Annotated in this window: 19 protein-coding genes and 1 pseudogene; 11 read left to right on the top strand and 9 right to left on the bottom strand. The window is 64.2% G+C overall.

Annotated elements, in window-relative coordinates:
• Positions 1–107: 107 nt before the first annotated feature.
• A complete protein-coding gene (locus ABID37_RS04910) occupies positions 108–407 on the top strand; it encodes a cytoplasmic protein (RefSeq protein ID WP_354192984.1) in 300 nt (99 codons plus the stop codon).
• 58 nt (positions 408–465) lie between these two features.
• On the opposite strand, the gene ABID37_RS04915 is transcribed toward ABID37_RS04910, so the two are convergent.
• On the bottom strand, positions 466–897 hold the full coding sequence (locus ABID37_RS04915) for a Ros/MucR family transcriptional regulator (protein ID WP_354192986.1): 432 nt from the start codon (positions 895–897) through the stop codon (positions 466–468).
• A 353-nt stretch (positions 898–1,250) separates the two neighbouring features.
• On the opposite strand from ABID37_RS04915, the gene ABID37_RS04920 reads away from it, so the two are divergent.
• Positions 1,251–3,356, top strand: coding sequence for a S9 family peptidase (locus ABID37_RS04920; RefSeq protein WP_354192987.1), 2,106 nt, complete (start codon positions 1,251–1,253; stop codon positions 3,354–3,356).
• Positions 3,357–3,516: 160 nt separating this feature from the next.
• On the opposite strand, the gene ABID37_RS04925 is transcribed toward ABID37_RS04920, so the two are convergent.
• From ABID37_RS04925 to ABID37_RS04940, 4 genes are all read right to left on the bottom strand, one after another.
• The gene (locus tag ABID37_RS04925) at positions 3,517–4,473 is read right to left on the bottom strand and encodes a cytochrome c (protein WP_354192988.1); all 957 of its coding nucleotides are present in this window, start codon (positions 4,471–4,473) and stop codon (positions 3,517–3,519) included.
• 9 nt (positions 4,474–4,482) lie between these two features.
• Positions 4,483–4,920 carry a c-type cytochrome gene (locus tag ABID37_RS04930; RefSeq protein ID WP_354192989.1) on the bottom strand — a complete coding sequence of 146 codons (438 nt, stop codon included), beginning with the start codon at positions 4,918–4,920 and terminating at the stop codon, positions 4,483–4,485.
• Between the two features lie 155 nt (positions 4,921–5,075).
• A complete protein-coding gene (locus tag ABID37_RS04935; RefSeq protein ID WP_354192990.1) occupies positions 5,076–5,678 on the bottom strand; it encodes a superoxide dismutase in 603 nt (200 codons plus the stop codon).
• Positions 5,679–5,781: 103 nt separating this feature from the next.
• Positions 5,782–6,660 carry a branched-chain amino acid aminotransferase gene (locus ABID37_RS04940; protein ID WP_354192992.1) on the bottom strand — a complete coding sequence of 293 codons (879 nt, stop codon included), beginning with the start codon at positions 6,658–6,660 and terminating at the stop codon, positions 5,782–5,784.
• Between the two features lie 308 nt (positions 6,661–6,968).
• Between ABID37_RS04940 and ABID37_RS04945 the strand changes: the two genes are divergently transcribed.
• Positions 6,969–7,775, top strand: coding sequence for a L,D-transpeptidase (locus ABID37_RS04945; protein ID WP_354192993.1), 807 nt, complete (start codon positions 6,969–6,971; stop codon positions 7,773–7,775).
• A 77-nt stretch (positions 7,776–7,852) separates the two neighbouring features.
• Here the strand turns inward: ABID37_RS04945 and ABID37_RS04950 are convergent, their stop codons facing one another.
• Positions 7,853–9,397, bottom strand: a complete 1,545-nt coding sequence (locus ABID37_RS04950; protein ID WP_354193058.1) for a helicase HerA-like C-terminal domain-containing protein — start codon at positions 9,395–9,397, stop codon at positions 7,853–7,855.
• A gap of 198 nt (positions 9,398–9,595) precedes the next feature.
• Between ABID37_RS04950 and ABID37_RS04955 the strand changes: the two genes are divergently transcribed.
• The 3 genes from ABID37_RS04955 to ABID37_RS04965 all read left to right on the top strand — a co-directional run bounded on the left by ABID37_RS04955 (position 9,596) and on the right by ABID37_RS04965 (position 11,582).
• Positions 9,596–10,900, top strand: a complete 1,305-nt coding sequence (locus ABID37_RS04955) for a methylmalonyl-CoA mutase family protein (RefSeq protein WP_354192994.1) — start codon at positions 9,596–9,598, stop codon at positions 10,898–10,900.
• Positions 10,901–10,974: 74 nt separating this feature from the next.
• Positions 10,975–11,196: an AbrB/MazE/SpoVT family DNA-binding domain-containing protein gene (locus ABID37_RS04960; RefSeq protein ID WP_354192995.1), complete on the top strand. Its 222-nt coding sequence runs from the start codon at positions 10,975–10,977 to the stop codon at positions 11,194–11,196.
• The gene (locus ABID37_RS04965; protein ID WP_354192996.1) at positions 11,193–11,582 is read left to right on the top strand and encodes a type II toxin-antitoxin system death-on-curing family toxin; all 390 of its coding nucleotides are present in this window, start codon (positions 11,193–11,195) and stop codon (positions 11,580–11,582) included. The genes ABID37_RS04960 and ABID37_RS04965 overlap by 4 nt, the downstream gene beginning before the upstream one ends.
• Before the next feature lie 5 nt (positions 11,583–11,587).
• On the opposite strand, the pseudogene greA reads toward ABID37_RS04965, so the two are convergent.
• From greA to ABID37_RS04980, 3 genes and pseudogenes are all read right to left on the bottom strand, one after another.
• A pseudogene (gene greA / locus ABID37_RS04970) lies at positions 11,588–12,063 on the bottom strand (transcription elongation factor GreA).
• A 7-nt stretch (positions 12,064–12,070) separates the two neighbouring features.
• Positions 12,071–13,075: an asparaginase gene (locus tag ABID37_RS04975; protein ID WP_354192997.1), complete on the bottom strand. Its 1,005-nt coding sequence runs from the start codon at positions 13,073–13,075 to the stop codon at positions 12,071–12,073.
• 21 nt (positions 13,076–13,096) lie between these two features.
• A complete protein-coding gene (locus ABID37_RS04980; protein WP_354192999.1) occupies positions 13,097–14,260 on the bottom strand; it encodes an acetyl-CoA acetyltransferase in 1,164 nt (387 codons plus the stop codon).
• On the opposite strand from ABID37_RS04980, the gene ABID37_RS04985 reads away from it, so the two are divergent.
• Genes ABID37_RS04985 through betA form a run of 5 tightly spaced genes read left to right on the top strand, consistent with a single transcriptional unit; the run spans position 14,259 to position 18,848 of the window.
• Positions 14,259–14,390 (top strand): hypothetical protein, encoded by a 132-nt coding sequence (locus ABID37_RS04985; RefSeq protein ID WP_354193000.1) that lies wholly within the window; start codon positions 14,259–14,261, stop codon positions 14,388–14,390. The two genes, ABID37_RS04980 and ABID37_RS04985, sit on opposite strands and share 2 nt — an antisense overlap.
• Positions 14,391–14,433: 43 nt before the next feature.
• Positions 14,434–15,027: a choline-binding transcriptional repressor BetI gene (betI, locus tag ABID37_RS04990; protein ID WP_354193001.1), complete on the top strand. Its 594-nt coding sequence runs from the start codon at positions 14,434–14,436 to the stop codon at positions 15,025–15,027.
• A complete protein-coding gene (gene betC / locus ABID37_RS04995) occupies positions 15,024–16,550 on the top strand; it encodes a choline-sulfatase (RefSeq protein WP_354193002.1) in 1,527 nt (508 codons plus the stop codon). Before betI ends, betC begins: the two co-directional genes overlap by 4 nt.
• 1 nt (position 16,551) lies before the next feature.
• Positions 16,552–17,190: a glutathione S-transferase family protein gene (locus tag ABID37_RS05000; RefSeq protein WP_354193003.1), complete on the top strand. Its 639-nt coding sequence runs from the start codon at positions 16,552–16,554 to the stop codon at positions 17,188–17,190.
• On the top strand, positions 17,187–18,848 hold the full coding sequence (gene betA, locus ABID37_RS05005; protein ID WP_354193004.1) for a choline dehydrogenase: 1,662 nt from the start codon (positions 17,187–17,189) through the stop codon (positions 18,846–18,848). The genes ABID37_RS05000 and betA overlap by 4 nt, the downstream gene beginning before the upstream one ends.
• Positions 18,849–18,860: the final 12 nt, after the last annotated feature.

The following is an 18,860-nucleotide window of genomic DNA, read 5'->3' on the forward strand; positions in this document are numbered from 1 at the left end:
GTTGATATTTCACGACATTCACCATTGGAAAAAGAGCGGCCCGGCCGTTTTACTCCCCGCCTCTCCACCACGGCCGATAGTGGGTGCCCCATAGAAGGAGACGGCGCATGCGATCACTGCAAAGGGACGCCCGGAATTTTGCCAGACACAAGCACGAGCAGGCCATGGAGGCCGGCCAGTTGGTGGCCGTGCGCCTGCTCTGCGGTTTCGATCTGGAAGACGCACTCCACGCCGGGGGCGAGGCACGGCTGAAACTGGTCGAGCGTATCGAACGCCTTCTGGAGCGCGAGCGCCTGAAGGGCCTGCGGCGGCACTGGAGCTACGATCTCAACCGCCATATCGCCCTGAAGCAGGCCCGCGACCGGTTGCGGGAGCCCGCAAGCAGCCTTTGTCCAGGACCGGCCTGAAAAAGGAAACGGCGCCCAAAGGCGCCGTTTTTTTGATTTTCGAACCTGAAAGGCGGGCTCAGCGACCCTTGCGCTTGCGGCCCAGGCCCATCTTCTTGGCCAGTTGGGAACGGGCTGCGGCATAGCTCGGCGCGACCATCGGGTAGTTCGCGTCCAGGCCCCACTTTTCGCGGTACTGTTCCGGCGTCAGCCCATAGTGCGTCATGAGATGGCGCTTGAGCGACTTGAACTTCTTGCCGTCCTCCAGGCAGACGATGTATTCGTCGTGCACGGACCTTTTCGGGTTCACGGCAGGCTTCTGCTTGTCCACCGGCTGCGGCTCGGGTGCAACGCTGCCGCCGACGCGGCCGAGCGCGGCATGGATGTCTGCAATCAGGTTCGGCAATTCGGAAGCCGGCACCGGATTGTTGCTCACATAAGCCGCCACGACATCAGCTGTAAGTTCAATCAGCGTGTCGCTGCTTTTCGGAGATGTTTCGGCAGTGTCCATTATGGTGAAATCCCAACGAGAAACGAGATAACGATGCCAATGAGCACTTCATGGGCATCTGCGGATTCTGATGTCATGGGCGTCGACTGCGATTCGCCCGTAGGCGAACTTCATGATCCCAGATGACTGTCAAGTCAATCACCTCTTTCGGCTGTTTCGATAGTCATGGATGATTTTTTCAGTCGAGGAATTCAATTATCAATACACAACGACAAGCTCCAAGTCACCGAGCTGGCGGCTCATCTGCCTTAAAGCGGTAGAATTATTATTATCTTCGGCCGCAGCGGCCGGCGGGACTTGAACCTGAGTGCCTGACGTGGTCATTCACCTGTAAAAGAGACGGATATCGCAAGATGACATTGAAGACGCCCTTCGAACCGGCGCAACCGCCCCACGCCCGGCAGCATCCCCTTTCCGATACCAGGCACGGCGTCACCCGCACCGACGAATATGCGTGGATGAGGGCCGAAAATTGGCAGGAGGTGTTTCGCGATCCATCGAAGCTCGATCCGGCCATCCGTGCCCATCTGGAAGCTGAAAATGCCTATCAGGCCAAGCTGATGGCCGACACCGCCGATCTCCGGAAAGCGCTGTTCGCCGAAATGAAGGGCCGCATCAAGGAAGACGATTCCTCGGTGCCGATGAAGGACGGTCCCTATGCCTACGGCTCGTCCTACCGGCTCGGCGGCCAGCATCCGCGCTATTTCCGCAAGCCTGCCGGCGGCGGCGAGGAGGAAATCCTTCTCGACGGCGACCGGGAAGCAGAGGGCAAGGCCTATTTCCAGCTCGGCGGCCTCGATCATTCGGCCGACCACAAGCGCCTTCTGTGGGCCAGCGACGACAAGGGGTCGGAATTCTACACCCTGCGCGTGCGCGACCTCACCACCGGCACGGAGCTGGCGGACGTCATCGAAAGCACGGGGGGCGGCGGCACATGGGCAGCCGACAACGAAGGCTTCTTCTACACCTTGCTGGACGACAATCACCGGCCTTCCAAGGTGTTGTTCCACAAGCTCGGCGACGATACCGCCAATGACAGGCTGATCTACGAGGAGACCGACCCCGGCTTCTTCATGAATGTCGGCGGCACCCGCCGCAACGACTGGATCATGATCAGCATCAGCGATCACGAGACTTCCGAATACCGGATCGTCAGCGCCGCCGATCCGCTCGGCACCCCGAGGCTGGTCGCCGCCCGCGAAACCGGCCTGCAATATGACCTGGAGGAAGGCGGCGACATCTTCTTCATCCTCACCAATGAAGGCGGCGCCAAGGATTTCAAGATCATGACCGCGCCGGCGGCCGATCCGGTCCGCGCCAACTGGAAGGAACTGGTCGCGCACCAGCCCGGCCGGCTCATCCTGTCGATCATGGGCTTCAAGGACTATCTCGTGCGCCTCGAACGGTTCGAGGGCCTGCCGCGCATCGTGGTGCGCGAGCGCGCCACCGGCGAGGAGCATGCCATCGCCTTCGACGAGGAAGCCTATTCGCTCGGCATGGCCGGTTCCTACGAATACGACACCGATGTGCTGCGCTTCTCCTATTCGTCCATGACGACGCCGGCGCAGGTGTTCGACTACGACATGCGCACGCGCGAGCGCACTTTGCTCAAGACGCAGGAGGTGCCTTCCGGCCACGATCCGGCCGCCTACGTCACCCGCCGCCTGATGGCCCCGGCCGAGGACGGCGAGACCGTGCCGGTCTCCCTGCTCTATCATCGCGACACACCGCTCGACGGGTCGGCGCCTTGCCTGCTCTACGGGTATGGTTCCTACGGCATCACCATCCCGGCCTCATTCAACACCAATTGCCTGTCGCTGGTGGATCGCGGCTTCGTTTACGCCATCGCCCATGTTCGTGGCGGCAAGGACAAGGGCTATGGCTGGTACGACGACGGCAAGAAGGCGCACAAGCAGAACACCTTTAAGGATTTCATCGCCGTGGCGAAGCACCTCGTCGCCGAACGCTATACGTCACCCGACCGGATCGTCGCACAGGGCGGTTCGGCCGGCGGCATGCTCATGGGCGCCGTCGCCAACATGGCCCCCGCTGCCTTCGGCGCCATCATCGCCGAGGTTCCCTTCGTCGACGTGCTGAACACGATGCTCGATGCCTCGCTGCCGCTCACCCCGCCCGAATGGCCGGAATGGGGCAACCCCATAGCCTCGGAAGAGGACTACCGGACCATCGCCGCCTACTCGCCCTATGACAATGTGGGCGCGCTCGATTATCCGCCGGTGCTGGCGCTGGCCGGTCTCACCGACCCGCGCGTCACCTATTGGGAGCCCGCGAAATGGGTCGCGCGCCTGCGCGAGCGCAAGAGCGGCCACAATCCGGTCCTGTTCAAGATCAATATGGACTCCGGCCATGCCGGCGCTTCCGGCCGCTTCTCGCGACTGGAGGAGATCGCCTACACCTATGCCTTCGCTTTGAAGGTCACCGGCAAGGCCGCCGTCTGAGCTTCACGCGCCCGAGTTTCATGAGGGATGAGGCTCATCCCTCCGTCATCCCGGCCAAGGGAGCGAAGCGAATGGAGAGTGTCGGGAATCCATGCCGGGACTTTGAAACGTAACGGCATGGTTGGCGGTACTATTTCAGGTACGGTAAGCAGGCCGGCCCTTACTGCGCGGCCGGTTCAGGCCGGCGCGCCGGATAGCCGTTCGGATGCGCCGGGATCGCCTTGAGATACGCCGCGATCGCCGCCCGGTCTTCCGGCGCCAACTGGGCCATGTTCTTCTGCACCTCGACCATCGAGCCGCCGACCGAATCAAAGTCGGGCGTGAAGCCGGTTTCCAGATAGCCGGCGATGTCGGAGGCGGACCAGTCGCCGATACCGCCCTCGCCCGAGGTGATATTGGGTACGATGCCCTCGCCTTCCGCGGCCACCGCGCCGGCCAGCCATTGGCCCTTTCTGCTGCCGCCGGCGAAATCGCGCGGCGTGTGGCATTCGCCGCAATGGCCCGGACCTTCGACCAGATACTGCCCCGCCCGCACCTGTTCCGGCGCGTCGTCCGCAAGCGCCACCACCGGCTCATCGCTGAGATAGAGCAGCTTCCACAGGCCGATGCCGCGGCGGATATTGAACGGGAAGGCGAGGTCGTGAGCCTTCGCCTGTCCGGCCACAGCCGGCAGGGTCTTCATGAAGGCGAAGAGATCGGCGATGTCCTGCGGCTTCATGCGGGCATAGGAGGCGTAGGGAAATGCAGGATAATAATGCCGGCCGCCGGGGGACACGCCCTTCAGCATTGCGGCGGCGAGATCGTCCAGCGTCCAGTTGCCGATACCGTCCTGGACATCTTGTGAAATGTTGGGGGCGACGAAGGTGCCGAACGGCGTCTTGAGTTCGACCCCGCCGGCAAGCTCGAAGCGGGCGTCGCCCTCGGCGCCCTTTACCGCATGGCAGGAAGCGCAACCGCCGGCGTGAAACATCCGCCGGCCATTGTCCACGTCGCCAGGCGCCGTGGCCGCCATGATCTGCGGATCGGGCCGCTCCGGTGCCGAAAGCAGCCACCCTGCCAGCCCGCCTGCGCCGCCCAGTACCACAAGGGCGGCTGCGATCTTTCCAAGCGTGGACATGGGCCGTGATCAGCCCTTTTTGATGCGGAAGGTCTCGTGGCAGGCGCCGCAACTCGATCCGATCGCGCCGAACTTGGCCTTGAGCGCATCGAGGTCGGCAGGCGCGTCCGTCACCGCTGCGTTCACGGCGGCCTCGAACTTTCCTTCCGCTGCCTCGAAGCCGGGCTTGTCCTCCCAGACCTTTGGAGAAGCCTCGGTGTCCCCGGTGTTGGAGCCCTCGGGGAACAGTACGTCGGCGTCGAAGCGCCCGGCATTGGCCTGCATGCCCTGCAACGTCTTGAGCACCGCCGCGGCATCGAAAGGCTGCTCGCCCTTCACCACTTTCGCGAGTTCGCCTGTCAGCTTCCCGCGCTCTTTCATCAGGGCCTGCCTGTCGGCGAGCGGATCGGCAAAGGCCGAGGCGCCGGCAAGGGCGAGGATGGAGATGGCGAGTACAAGCTTTCTCATTCTTGGCTCCGTATCTGGTGAAGAAACGTGGCTGCTCCGGGGGAATCGGAGATCGGTGCTAAGCTGGCCCAAAATGCCGCGGATTTCCCCTCACGCTTGCGTGAGGCCGGAAAAAACAAAGCCCCGGAACCTGCCGGGGCTTTGCTCCGGGAAGATCAGGCCCCGGCCTTTTCGTACATTTCCAGCACGTAGTCCCAGTTGATCAGGCTGTCCACGAAGGCTTCCAGATACTTCGGACGCGCATTGCGGTAGTCGATGTAGTAGGAGTGCTCCCACACATCGACGCCGAGGATCGGCGAAGCGCCATGGACCAGCGGGTTCTCGCCGTTCGGCGTCTTGGAAATCTCCAGCTTGCCGTCCTTGACCGAAAGCCAGGCCCAGCCCGAGCCGAACTGCGTGGTGCCGGCGTTGATGAAATCGGCCTTGAACTTGTCGTAGCCGCCGAGGTCGCTGTCCACCGCCTTCTGCAGGGCGCCCGGCAGCTTGTTGCCGCCGCCGTCCTTCTTCATCCACTTCCAGAAATGGATGTGGTTGTAGTGCTGCGCGGCGTTGTTGAAGAGACCCTGGTTCTTGCCGAACGACTGCTTGACCACTTCCTCGACCGACAGATCGCTCATTCCGGCCTCTGCCGCCAGCTTGTTGCCGTTGTCGACATAGGCCTTGTGGTGCTTGTCGTGGTGGTACTCAAGCGTCTCCTTGGACATGTAAGGCTGAAGCGCCTCGTAGTCGTAGGGGAGAGCGGGAAGTTCGAAAGCCATTGGTCTTACTCCTCAAAAAATCCGGCGGGGTTGCCGGACTAACATAGGTCTGTATCCCTCGGGAACAACTCCCGCGGCCAAGCACCGGCTCCCTTTTATGTGCTCACGCAGAGGAAGTCGAATGCGCCCATTCCCAATAGAGCTCCCGGGCCTTCTTGGCCACAGGGCCGGCCGGCAAATGCCTGTCCTCGAAGCGGATAACGGGCACGACCTTGGAATGGTTGCCGGTGGAAAAAATTTCATCCGCCTCGCGGAAATCGCGCACCGTGAGCGTCTTTTCCGTGGTGCGGAAACCGTAGTCCGCCAGCAGCTGGATCGTACGGGCGCGCGTGATTCCGGCCAGGAAGGTGCCGTTGGCGGCCGGGGTGAAGACATGCCCGTCCTTCACCATGAAGATGTTGGTGGAGCCCGTCTCCGCCACGTTGCCCAGCATGTCCAGCACCAGCGCGTTGTCGAAGCCGCGCATCCTCGCTTCCAGGATGGCGCGGGCATTGTTGGGGTAGAGGCATCCCGCCTTGGCGTTGGTCGGCATGGTTTCAAGCGTCGGACGCCGGAACGGCGAGACTGTGATCGAAAAGCCTTCCGGGGCAAGCATCGGCGATTCGTAGAGGCACAGGCAGAAGCGGGTCGACGCCGGATCGGCGGGCACGCCCATATAGCCGCCGTCCTCGGCCCAATACATGGGGCGGATATAGACCGCCGTCTTGCCGTCGAACTTCTTCAATCCCTCCCGGGTCAGGTTCACGATCTCTTCGGGGCTCACCGTCGGCTTCAGCCCCAATGCGATCGCCGAAGCGTTCACCCGCGCGGCATGGAGATCGAGATCGGGAGCCACGCCCTCGAACCAGCGCGCGCCGTCGAATACGGTCGAGCCCAGCCACATGGCATGGCTCATCGGGCCGATCAGGCCGACATTGCCCTCATGCCAGCCGCCATCCACATAGCTCCAGGTCGTCGTCTGTGTCGCTTTCGCCAATGTCATTTCACGATCCGTCCGGTTTCAGGCCTGTCCTGCCATAGGAATTCCCCTGCCGCCTTGTCGTCAATGCCGAGGACGCCATATTCGTTGAGCCAGTGCGGAATACACAACCTGTTTACCTTCCTTTCAGCCGCGCCGGATACCGTCGGCCAACCCGTTGCCGTTCGGCAACAGTGGAACCTAAGTCACATGTTCGCCTTTATTTGTCCTCCCTGCGGCCAGATTCGGCGCTACCTATCGCCCCGGTCGGGAGCGGCGACGCCAGCAGCGGCGCCGATTGAACAGTACAGGAAAGATCGAGACCACAACTCATGGCAACAGATGCACCTCCCGTCCTGCTGACAAGGCGCCGTTTCCTCAACGTCGCGGCAATGGGCGCGGCCGCGGCTACCGTATCGGCCTGCACCACCACCTCGCCGGTCCCCACGCTTCCGCCCGAGCCCCAGGCCCAGCCCGAGCTCGGCAGCTACGACATCATGTACGGGCCGGTCTTCGACGGCGGTTATGAAGTGCCGGCCGTCCCCTATCGCAAGATCGATCCCAAGTTCCTGCGCCAGATCGTGCCCGATCCGACCGGCGAGCGTCCCGGCACCATCGTCGTCGATACCTCCCAGCATTTCCTTTATCTGGTGCGTGAAGACGGTCAGGCCATCCGCTACGGCGTCGGCCTCGGCCGGGCCGGTTTCGAATGGTCCGGGCGCGCCGTCGTCCAGTACAAGCGCGAATGGCCGAAGTGGACGCCGCCGGATGAAATGGTCGCCCGCCAGCCGGAACTCGAGAAATACAGCATCCGCAACGGCGGCATGCCGCCCGGCCTGATGAACCCGCTCGGCGCGCGCGCGCTCTACATCTTCCAGAACAACGAGGATACGCTCTACCGTATCCACGGTTCACCGGAATGGCATTCGATCGGCAAGTCGATCTCGTCGGGCTGTGTGCGCCTGATGAACCAGGACATCATCGATCTCTACAGCCGCGTTCCCGGCAAGACGCCCATCCTCGTCACCAACGGGCTCGGCGCGCCGGTGGCCAATGTGGACCCGACCGGAACGCCCGTCGATGCGGGCGTGCCCGAAGGCTCGACCCTGCTTGGCCGCGTCGGACGTTCGTGGCTCTGACGCGAAGTCGATAGCTCCCGAAACGAAAAAGGCGGCACCAGCGTGCCGCCTTTTCCTTGTTAGCCGCGAAAAACGCCTCAGCGGCGGCGGGTCAGGCTGCCGAGGATACCCCGCACCAGCGCACGGCCGACCGACGAGCCGACCGAGCGCACCACCGACTTGATCGCCGCCTCGGTAACCGTCTGGCGGTTGGAGGTGCGTGGCGCGGGCGCCCTGCGGGTGCGCCCCGAAGGCGCCGGCGCATTGCCGAAATCGGGCAGGGTCCAGCCCGACCCGCCATTGCCCTGGCCCTGCGTCTGCTCCTGGGCAGCCTGGGTCTCGGCCGCACGCTTCTGCAAAATCTCGAATGCCGATTCGCGATCGACGGTCCGATCGTACTGGCCGGCCACCGGGCTTTGCCCGATGATCTTCTGCCGCTCCTGCGGCGTCACCGGCCCGAGCCGCGACGACGGCGGACGGATCAGCGTGCGCTGGACCATGGACGGCACGCCCTTGTTCTCCAGCGTCGAGACCAGCGCCTCGCCGGTGCCGAGCTGGGTGATCGCCGTCGCGCAATCGAAATCGGGATTGGGCCGGAAGGTATCGGCAGCCGTCTTCACCGCCTTCTGCTCGCGTGGCGTGTAGGCGCGCAACGCATGCTGGATGCGGTTGCCCAACTGCGCCAGCACGGTTTCGGGCACGTCGAGCGGGTTCTGGGTGACGAAATAGACGCCGACGCCCTTGGAGCGGATCAGCCGCACCACCTGCTCGACGCGGTCGACCAGCGCCTTGGGCGCGTCGTCGAACAAGAGATGCGCCTCATCGAAGAAGAACACCAGCTTCGGCTTGTCGGGGTCGCCGACTTCCGGCAGCACCTCGAACAGTTCCGACATCAGCCACAGCAGGAAGGTGGCGTAGAGGCGCGGATTCATCATCAGCTTGTCGGCGGCCAGCACATTGATGGCGCCGCGGCCGTCGCGCGTGGTGCGCATCAGGTCGCTTATGTTCAGCGCCGGCTCGCCGAAGAAGTTGTTACCCCCCTGCTGCTCCAGCACCAGCAGCGAGCGCTGGATCGCGCCCACCGACTGCTTGGTGACATTGCCGTAGCGTGCGCCGATCTCGCCCGCCCGTTCGGCGATGTTGGAAAGCAGCGCCTGCAAATCCTTCATGTCGAGCAGCAGCAGGCCTTCCTCGTCGGCGATGCGGAAGGCGATGTTCATCACCCCTTCCTGCGCCTCGGTGAGGTTCATCAGCCGGGACAGGAGCAGCGGCCCCATTTCCGAAACGGTCGCCCGGATCGGATGGCCCTGCTCGCCGAACAGGTCCCAGAAAATCACCGGAAATTCCTGGAATTCATAGGGATCGAGATGGATTTCCTGCGCCCTCTTGGTGAGGAAGTCCTTGGCCTCGCCCATCATCGAAATGCCCGAAAGGTCGCCTTTGACGTCGGCGCAGAATACCGGCACACCGGCATTGGAGAAGCCTTCCGCCAGGATCTGCAAGGTCACCGTCTTGCCGGTACCGGTCGCGCCGGTGACCAGCCCGTGGCGGTTGCCGTAGCGCAGCAGCAGCTCCTGCGGCCCCTGATAGCTGTCGTCGGGCTTGCGGCTCGCGCCAAGGAAAATGCTGTCGTCACCGGCCATCATGAGTTCTCCGCAATCCCGATCGGTCCGCCCGCACAGGCCGCACCACTGGCAGGTATAGTAAGGCAGCAGCCAAATTCAAAGATGCAACTTCTTCCCTCACCCATCTGCTGCATTGCGGTAGATGGAGAGGAACCTTACACTGGCAAGGTCCCGGCCGATGCAGCGGCCCTGGGGGTGCAGCAAAGGAATCAATTCTTGACCGATAAAGCAGCAGATCGCCACGGCCAGGAGCAGCGGTGGCGGGACCTCGCCGAGAAGGCGCTTGGCAACGAGGTTCAGGACGGGCGCGCCGACCCGGCCACGCGACGATGGACGATTTGCCAGCGCATCGACGACCCGGATGTCGAAAGGGCCCGCGCGCAGATCTCCGAAGACCTTGCCCGGGGCGCGACAGGGCTGGCGCTGATTTTCGACGGTGCCCCCAACGCCTTCGGCTATGGTCTGCCCGGCACGGCCCAGGCGCTCGAGCGGGTGCTCGACGGCGTGCCGCTGGACAAGGTTTACCTCCGCCTCGACGTTCACCCCGCCAGCCGCGCCATGGCCGACTGGCTGGTGACGCTGCTCAGCGGCGGCAAGGTCGATCCGTCCCGCCTCAACCTCTCCTTCGGCATCGATCCGGCCGCCACTTTCGCCGGCACCGGCCGGCTGCGCATGACCATCGAGGCCTTGCAGGCATCGATGCCGCAATCGCTGGCGCATTTCTTCGCCATGGACGTGCCGGGCATCCTGCTGGAGGCGGACGGGCGCGTGCTCAACAATGCCGGCGCCAGCGAGGCGCAGGAACTCGGCGCCATGCTGGCTTCGGCCGCCGCCCATCTGCGCCTGTTCCAGGAAGCGCGCCAGGCGCTGGTCTATGCCGCGCCGCATATCGGCTTCGCACTCGGGGTCGATGACGATGCGCGCCTTTCGGCCGCCAAGATCAAGGCGTTGCGGCGGCTGTGGCAACGTGTGCAGGAAGGTTTCGCAATCCCGCCGGCGCGGGCCAGCGTCCATGCCGAAACCTCAGTGCGGTTCATGGACAGGCACGACCTCGCCGGCAATGTCGCCCGCAATGCGGCCGCATGCCTGGGTGCCGCCGCCGGCGGCGCGGATTCCATCGCCGTGCTGCCGCACACAATCGCCCACGGCCTGCCCGAAGGCGATGCCCGGCGCGTCGCCCGCAACATCCAGTTCCTGGTGGCTCAGGAAGATACGACCATCGGCGACGTCGATGCGCTCATTGACAGCCTCTGCGAGCAGGCCTGGGCCGAATTCCAGCGTATCGAGCAGGAAGGCGGCATCCTGCCCAGCCTCAAGGCCGGCCACATACAGGCGCGCGTCAGGGCATCGGGCGAGGAGCGCCGGAAATCCCTTGCCGCCAACCGGGTCAGTTCCGCCGCATCCGGCGGCACCGTCCCGACCCTGCCGGCCGAGCGCCACCCCGCGCCCACCGACGGCGTCGTCTTCTGCGAGGCGCTGCTCCCCTTGAGGCTCGACGATCCGGTTGGTGTCGGTCAGTAGCGACCATTGTTATAATCCTTGTTGCAACATTTCCCACCAATGTTATAATTGGCGTTGCAACAAGGAACGCTGCCATGAACACGACCATCCGCAAGATCGGTAATTCCGAGGGCGTCATCCTGCCGAAGGAATTGCTTGAGCGCCTCAACATCAAGGCCGGCGACCAGCTTTCGATCGTCGAAACCGACAAGGGTTTTACCCTTGAACCGGTGGACGACAGTTTCGAGCGCCAGATGGAGGCTGCGCGCCGGATTATGGACAAGTACAAGGTTGCTCTTCAGAAGCTTGCGGAATGAGCTGGGAGTTTCTGGGCCGTCGCGCGGTCGAGGCCATGCATGCCGAACAGTTGCGTCGTCATGGTGGAGCACAGGGTCTTCGCGATGAAAATGCTCTTGAATCGGCTCTCGCCCGTGCCGAGCACAAGGCCGTTTATGGCACGCCATCGATCCATGAGTTGGCGGCAGCCTATGTGTTCGGGCTGGCGCGAAATCATGCTTTCGTCGACGGCAACAAGCGTACGGCCATCGTCGCGGCCGGCACATTTCTGCTGGTCAATGGGCATGCGCTGACAGCCGACAACGGCACGCTGTATGAATTCACGATGGGTGTCGCCGCCGGCGAGATCGACGAAGCCGGCGCGGCCGCCTTTTTCCGCGACCATACGGTGCCGGTCGAGGAGTGAAGCTATCAGGCTTCCGCCGACAGCCCCACGATCTCCCATTCACGGCCGTTAACGGCGACGAGTTCGCCGGTTTTCTTGCCGAACAGCGCCTGCGCCATCGGCGAGACGTGCGAGATCGAGCCTTTCGCCGGATCGGCCTCGTCCTCGCCCACGATCCGCCACCGCGCCGCCTTGCCGTCCTCGTCTTCCAGCGCCACCGTCATGCCGAAGCGCACGACATCGGAAGCGGCGTCCGGAACGGACAGTTCGGCGCTTTCGCGCCGCGCGGTCCAGTAGCGCAGGTCGCGTGCCGCCAGCGCCACGCGTTCCCGGTCGGATTCGGCCTCGGCCCGCGCCATGTCCTCACGCAAACGGCCAAGTTCGGCCTCGATCATGGCAAGGCCGGCCGCCGTCACGAGATTGCGTGCGGGCTGACCGGGCGCTCGCCCAGCACGGCCGCGGCATTCTCGGTATCCTCTTCGCGCGTGAAAGCCCTGCTCATGACCTTCTCAGTTCAACGCCTCGGAGGGTCGCACCTGTCCGACCTCGACATCGTTGCGGCTCAGGATCGGCTGCACCGCCTGCCGACGCAGTTCCCTCGCCAGTTCTTCCTCGCCGGCCATCAGCCTTGCCAGCACGCCGGCAATCATGGATTCGGCGGCGCGGACCGCGCCGTCATCGCATTTCAGCGCAATGCCGAGCCCCAGTTCCGGTATGGCGGCGCAATAGACACCTTCCGCCCCCATCTTGACGAAGATGCGGCCGGGTGCCGCTTTCATCAGGCTTTCATCGGCGCGGCCGGTTCCGGACACCAGAAACGGTTCCGCCATGCAGGCTGAAAGCAGGCGCTGCGCCGCCTTCGCCCGCACCGGCCCCAGCCCGTTGCCGGTTGCCATTCTTGCAAAGCCGGCGGCGAAACTGCGCAGCGGTACGGCATAGGTGGGAATGGAGCAGCCATCGGTGCCGCAATGGTCCACGTCATGCGCCGCACCCGTCACCGCTTCCATGGCATCGCGCACCATGCCCTGCAATTCGTGGCCGGCATTCACATAGCCGCGATGGGCGATCCCGGAGTGGCAACAGGCGCACAGAAAGCCCGCATGCTTGCCCGAACAGTTGTTGTGCAACGCATTGGGCTCGCCGCCGGCGCGCGCCAACGTCACCGTCGCCGCGTGGCTGCTCGGCCAGTGGCTGCCGCACTCCAGCGCCGCCTCGTCCAATCCGGCGCGTGCCAGCATGGAGCGCGCCGTCTCGACATGCTCCGGCTCACCGGAATGGGAGGCGCAGGCCAGCGCCAGCTCGCGGTCGCCGAAGCCATAGGCGTCGGCCGCACCGCTTTCGACCAGCGGCAGCGCCTGGATCGCCTTCACCGCCGAGCGCGGAAACACCGGCCTTGCCGTATCGCCGATTTCCCAGACGGTTTTGCCGTCGGCATCGCAGACCGCCACCACGCCGCGATGGGCGCTCTCCACCACGGCGCCGCGAAGCACCTCGACCAGAACCGGATTTGCCATGTCTGCGATCCTGCTCCCGCGTTACCGGATACGGTCGAGGATCGACACATAGTTGGCGACGGCCGCGCCCCCCATGTTGAAGATGCCGCCGAGCCTGGCATTCGGCACCTGGATGCCGCCTGCCTCGCCCGCCAGTTGCATCGACGTCAGCACGTGCATCGACACGCCGGTCGCCCCGATCGGATGGCCCTTGGCCTTCAACCCGCCGGAGGGATTGACCGGCAGCTTGCCGTCCTTGGCGGTATAGCCTTCCAGCACCAGCTTTGCCCCCTCGCCGCGCTTTGCCAGCCCCATCGCCTCATATTCGATCAGTTCGGCGATGGTGAAGCAGTCGTGCGTCTCGACGAAGGACAAGTCGTCCAGCGTCACGCCAGCCGTCTTCAAGGCTTGCGCCCAGGCCTGCTCGCAGCCCTCGAACAGCAGGATGTCGCGCTTCGACATCGGCAGGAAATCCTGCACATGCTCATTGGCCCGGAAGGCGATCGCCCTGCGCATGGAAAGCGCAGTCGTCGCATCGGTCAGCACCAGCGCCGCGGCACCGTCCGAAACCAGCGAGCAGTCGGTGCGTTTCAGCGGTCCGGCCACGAAAGGGTTTTTCTCGCTTTCCTGCCGGCAGAAGTCGTAGCCGAGATCCTTGCGCATCTGCGCATAGGGATTGTCGACGCCGTTCTTGTGGTTCTTGGCCGCGATCGCGGCCAGCGCATCGGACTGGTCGCCATAGCGCTGGAAATAGGCGTGCGCGATCTTGCCGAACACACCGGCGAAACCGGCCGGCGTATCGCCATCCTCCGGCAGGTAAGAGGCCTTGAGCAGATTGGCGCCGATCTCGGGGCCGGGCGTGGTGGTCATCTGCTCGGCGCCCACCACCAGCACGAAACGCGCGCCGCTATCGACGGCGCGAATGCCCTGCCGCACGGCGGCCGAGCCGGTGGCGCAGGCGTTCTCCACCCGCGTCGCCGGCTTGAAGCGCAGCCGGTCGTCGGTCTGCAGCACCAGGCTGGCGGTGAAATCCTGCGCCGAGAAGCCGGCGTTGAAATGGCCCAGCACGATCTCGCCGACATCTTCGGGCCCGATGCCCGCATGCTCCATCGCCTCTGCGGCAACCTTGGTGATGAGGCTTTCCAGCGTTTCGCCTTCCAGCTTGCCGAAGCGCGAATGCGCCCAGCCGACGATACATGCGGTCATGGAACTGTCCTTCCAGATGAACCAGCCCGCCCTGCGGGCTTCCTCCTTGCCCAAGATGGACATCCGCGGGCGTGCCGTAAAGGGCCGTTTTGCGTTGCAGCATCATGATTGCGAATTTTTGATTGATTGATCAGTCAATAAAAAATAATCTTGCCGGCAAGAGGATCGGAAGAATGCCCAAAATCGGAATGGAACCGCTGCGCCGCAGGGCGCTGATCGATGCCACCATCTCGACCATCGGCGAGCGTGGCACGCTCAATGTCACAGTTGCCGAGATCGCCGGGCGGGCCGGTGTCTCATCTGCCCTGGCGCATCACTATTTCGGCCCGAAGGAAGAGCTTCTGCAGGCCACGATGCGACAATTGCTGGCCGATTTGGGCCGCGACGCCGTCTCCGCCCTGGGCAGGGCCGCCACACCGCGTGAACGGATGTCGGCGATCATCGCCGTCAACTTCAATACCGGCCAGTTCCGCGAAGAAACCGTGCATGCGTGGCTCGCCTTCTATGTCGAGGCGCAGAACTCGCCGCCGCTGCGCCGCCTGCTGCGCGTCTACGCAAGGCGCCTGCATTCCAACCTGATGAGCGGTCTTTTGCCGCTCGTCCCGCGCCCGGAGGCCGAGCGCATGGCCGAGGCCATCGCCGCCATGATCGACGGGCTCTACATCCGCCGCGCCCTGCGCGACGGCCTGCCCAATCCGGCAAGCGCCACCGCGCTTGTCGAGGACTATGTCGACGCGAAGCTCAAGCAGCAGGCCAACACCCCATGACCGCTCGTCCGAACATCCTCATCCTCATGGTCGACCAGCTTGCCGGAACGCTGTTTCCGGACGGTCCGGCCGATTTCCTCCATGCGCCGCATTTGAAGGGGCTGGCGGCCCGCTCGGCCCGCTTCCGCAACAACTACACCGCCTCGCCGCTTTGCGCGCCGGCGCGCGCCTCCTTCATGAGCGGCCAGCTTCCGTCGCGCACCGGCGTCTATGACAACGCGGCCGAATTCGTCTCGTCGATCCCCACTTTCGCCCATCATCTGCGCGCCGCGGGCTACCACACCTGCCTGTCGGGCAAGATGCATTTCGTCGGGCCGGACCAGTTGCACGGCTTCGAGGAGCGGCTAACCACCGACATCTATCCGGCCGATTTCGGCTGGACGCCGGACTACCGCAAGCCCGGCGAGCGCATCGACTGGTGGTATCACAACCTCGGCTCCGTCACCGGGGCGGGCGTGGCCGAGATCACCAACCAGATGGAATATGACGACGAGGTCGCCTTCCTCGCCGGCCAGAAGCTCTACGACCTGTCGCGCCAGTCCGACGATGCCGGCCGCCGCCCCTGGTGCCTGACCGTCTCCTTCACCCACCCGCACGACCCCTATGTCGCGCGCCGCCAGTACTGGGACCTCTACGAGGGCTGCCCGCAACTGGAGCCGGAAACCGGCTTCATCCCCTATGACGCGCAGGACCCGCATTCGCAGCGCCTCTACCTCGCCAGCGACTACGCCAGCTTCGACATCACGCCGGAGCAGGTGCGCCGCTCGCGCCGCGGCTATTTCGCCAACATCTCCTACATCGACGACAAGGTCGGCGAACTGCTTGCCGTGCTCGAACGCACGCGCATGCTGGACGACACCGTCATCCTGTTCTGCTCCGACCATGGCGACATGCTGGGCGAGCGCGGCCTGTGGTTCAAGATGAGCTTCTTCGAGGGCTCCTGCCGCGTGCCGCTGATGGTTGCCGGCAAGGGTATCGAGCCTGCCCGCATCGACGCGGCGGTGTCCAACCTCGATATCTGCCCGACGCTGTGCGACCTCGCCGGCATCGACATTTCCGGCATCATGCCATGGACGGACGGGCAATCGCTCAAGCCGCTCCTGCAAGGCAGCGAGCGCGGCGAACCCGTGCTGATGGAGTATGCGGCCGAGGGCTCCTATGCCCCGCTGGTCGCCATCCGCGACGGCAGATACAAGTTCGTGCATTGCGAGATCGACCCGCCGCAACTGTTTGATCTGGAATCCGATCCGCTCGAACTGACCAATCTCGCCGCCGACCCGCAGCATGCCGATCTGGTTGCCGCCTTCATGGAAAAGGTCCGCGCCCGCTGGGACATGGCGGGCTTCGACGCGGCCGTGCGCCAGAGCCAGGCGCGGCGCTGGGTGGTCTATCCGGCGCTGCGCAACGGCGCCTATTTCCCATGGGATTTCCAGCCGCTCAGGCAGGCTTCCGAGCGCTACATGCGCAACCACATGGACCTCAATGTTCTGGAAGACCAGAAACGCTTCCCGCGAGGAGAATGAGATGATCACCGTCTGGGGCAGAGCTACATCCTCGAACGTGCAGACCGTCATGTGGGCATTGGCGGAACTCGACCTTGCTCATGAGAGGATCGACGCCGGCGGCCCGTTCGGCGGGCTCGACAGTGTGCAGTTCGCGGCCATGAACCCCAACCGGCTGGTGCCGGTGCTGCGAGACGGCGGTGAATATCTGTGGGAAAGCGCCTCGATCGTCCGCTACCTGGGCGCACGCTATGGCTCGGAGCAATTCTGGCCGGTCGACCCGCTGAAGCGGGCCAAGCTCGACCAGTGGAGCGACTGGACCAAGACGACGCTGGTGCCGGCCTTTCTCGGCAAGGTCTTCCTGCCGATCATCAGCGCCAAACCCGGCGCACGCGACGACGTCGCCATCGCCAAGGGCGTGGCCGATCTGACAAAGGTCCTGCAGGTCTTCGAAGAGAGGTTGCGCGAGGGGTCCTATCTGGGTGGAGATGCACCCTGTTTTGCCGACATCGTCGCCGGCACCCTCCTCTACCGCTACTTCACGCTCGAAATCGAACGTGCTCGCCTGCCCCACCTCGAAGCCTATTACGACCGGCTCACGCAACGGCCGGCCTACGCCCGGCACGTCATGATTTCCTATGAAAGCATGAGGGCGAAATGACCTCCCGGCTCGAGGCTGATTTCGTCATCATCGGTTCCGGCTCGGCCGGCTCGGCCATGGCCTACCGGCTGTCCGAGGACGGCAGGCATTCGGTCATCGTCATCGAATATGGCGGCACCGATATCGGGCCGCTGATCCAGATGCCGTCCGCCCTGTCGATCCCGCTCAACATGCCGCTCTACGACTGGGGCTTCGCCAGCGAGCCGGAGCCGCATCTGGGCGGGCGCGTTCTCGCCACCCCGCGCGGCAAGGTGCTTGGCGGCTCCTCCTCCATCAACGGCATGGTCTATGTGCGCGGCCACGCTCACGATTTCGACCACTGGGCCGAGGAAGGCGCTGCCGGCTGGAGCTATGCGGACGTGCTGCCCTACTTCAAGCGCATGGAGCATTCGCATGGCGGCGAGGAAGGCTGGCGCGGCACCGACGGGCCCTTGCATGTCCAGCGCGGCAAGCGCGAGAACCCGCTCTATGCCGCCTTCATCGAGGCAGGCCAGCAGGCAGGCTTCGAACTGACGCGGGACTATAACGGCTCCAAGCAGGAAGGTTTCGGGCCGATGGAGCAGACGATCCATGGCGGCCGCCGCTGGTCCACCGCCAATGCCTATCTGCGCCCTGCCCTGAAACGGAAAAACGTTAACCTGGTCAGCGGCTTCGCGCGGAAAGTCGTCATCGAGAATCAACGCGCCACCGGCGTCGAGATCGAAGTTCGCGGACAGATTCAAGTCGTTAAGGCGCGACGTGAGGTGATCGTCGCCGCCTCTTCGATCAACTCGCCGAAAATCCTGATGCTGTCGGGCATCGGCCCTGCGCAGCACCTGCAGGACAAAGGCATCGCCGTGGTCGCCGATCGGCCAGGCGTCGGGGCCAATCTCCAGGACCATCTCGAACTCTACATCCAGCAGGAATCGACCCAGCCGATCACGCTGAACTCCGTGCTCAACCCCTTCTCCAAGGCGCTGATTGGCGCGCGCTGGCTGCTGTTCAAGAGCGGGCTCGGCGCCACCAACCATTTCGAGGCGGCCGCCTTCCTGCGCTCCGCACCCGGCATCGACTATCCCGACATCCAGTATCATTTCATCCCCGCCGCCGTGCGCTATGACGGCAAGGCGGTGGCCAACACGCACGGCTTCCAGGCCCATGTCGGCCCGATGCGCTCCAAGTCGCGCGGCTCGGTCACGCTGCGTTCGCCCGATGCCTGGGACAAGCCGGTCATCCGCTTCAACTACATGTCGCACCCGGACGACTGGACCGAGTTCCGCCACTGCATCCGCCTCACCCGCGAGATCTTTTCGCAAGCCGCCTTCGACCCCTATCGCGGCAAGGAGATTTCTCCCGGCAGCCATGTGCAGACCGACGCGGAGCTCGACGCCTTCATTCGCGACCACGCCGAGAGCGCGCTGCATCCCTGCGGCACCTGCCGCATGGGCCGCGCCGACGATCCGTTGAGCGTGGTGGACCCCGAATGCCGGGTCATCGGCGTGGAAGGGCTGCGGCTGGCGGATTCCTCCATCTTCCCGCGCATCACCAACGGCAATCTCAACGGACCATCGATCATGACCGGCGAGAAGGCCGCCGACCATATTCTCGGCCGCACGCCGCTGCCGCCCTCCAATCAGGAACCGTGGATCAATCCGCGCTGGCAACAGTCGGACAGATAAGCCAAAGTCCTT

The organism is Aquamicrobium terrae (assembly GCF_040545735.1).
Taxonomy (GTDB): Bacteria; Pseudomonadota; Alphaproteobacteria; order Rhizobiales; family Rhizobiaceae; genus Mesorhizobium; species Mesorhizobium terrae_A.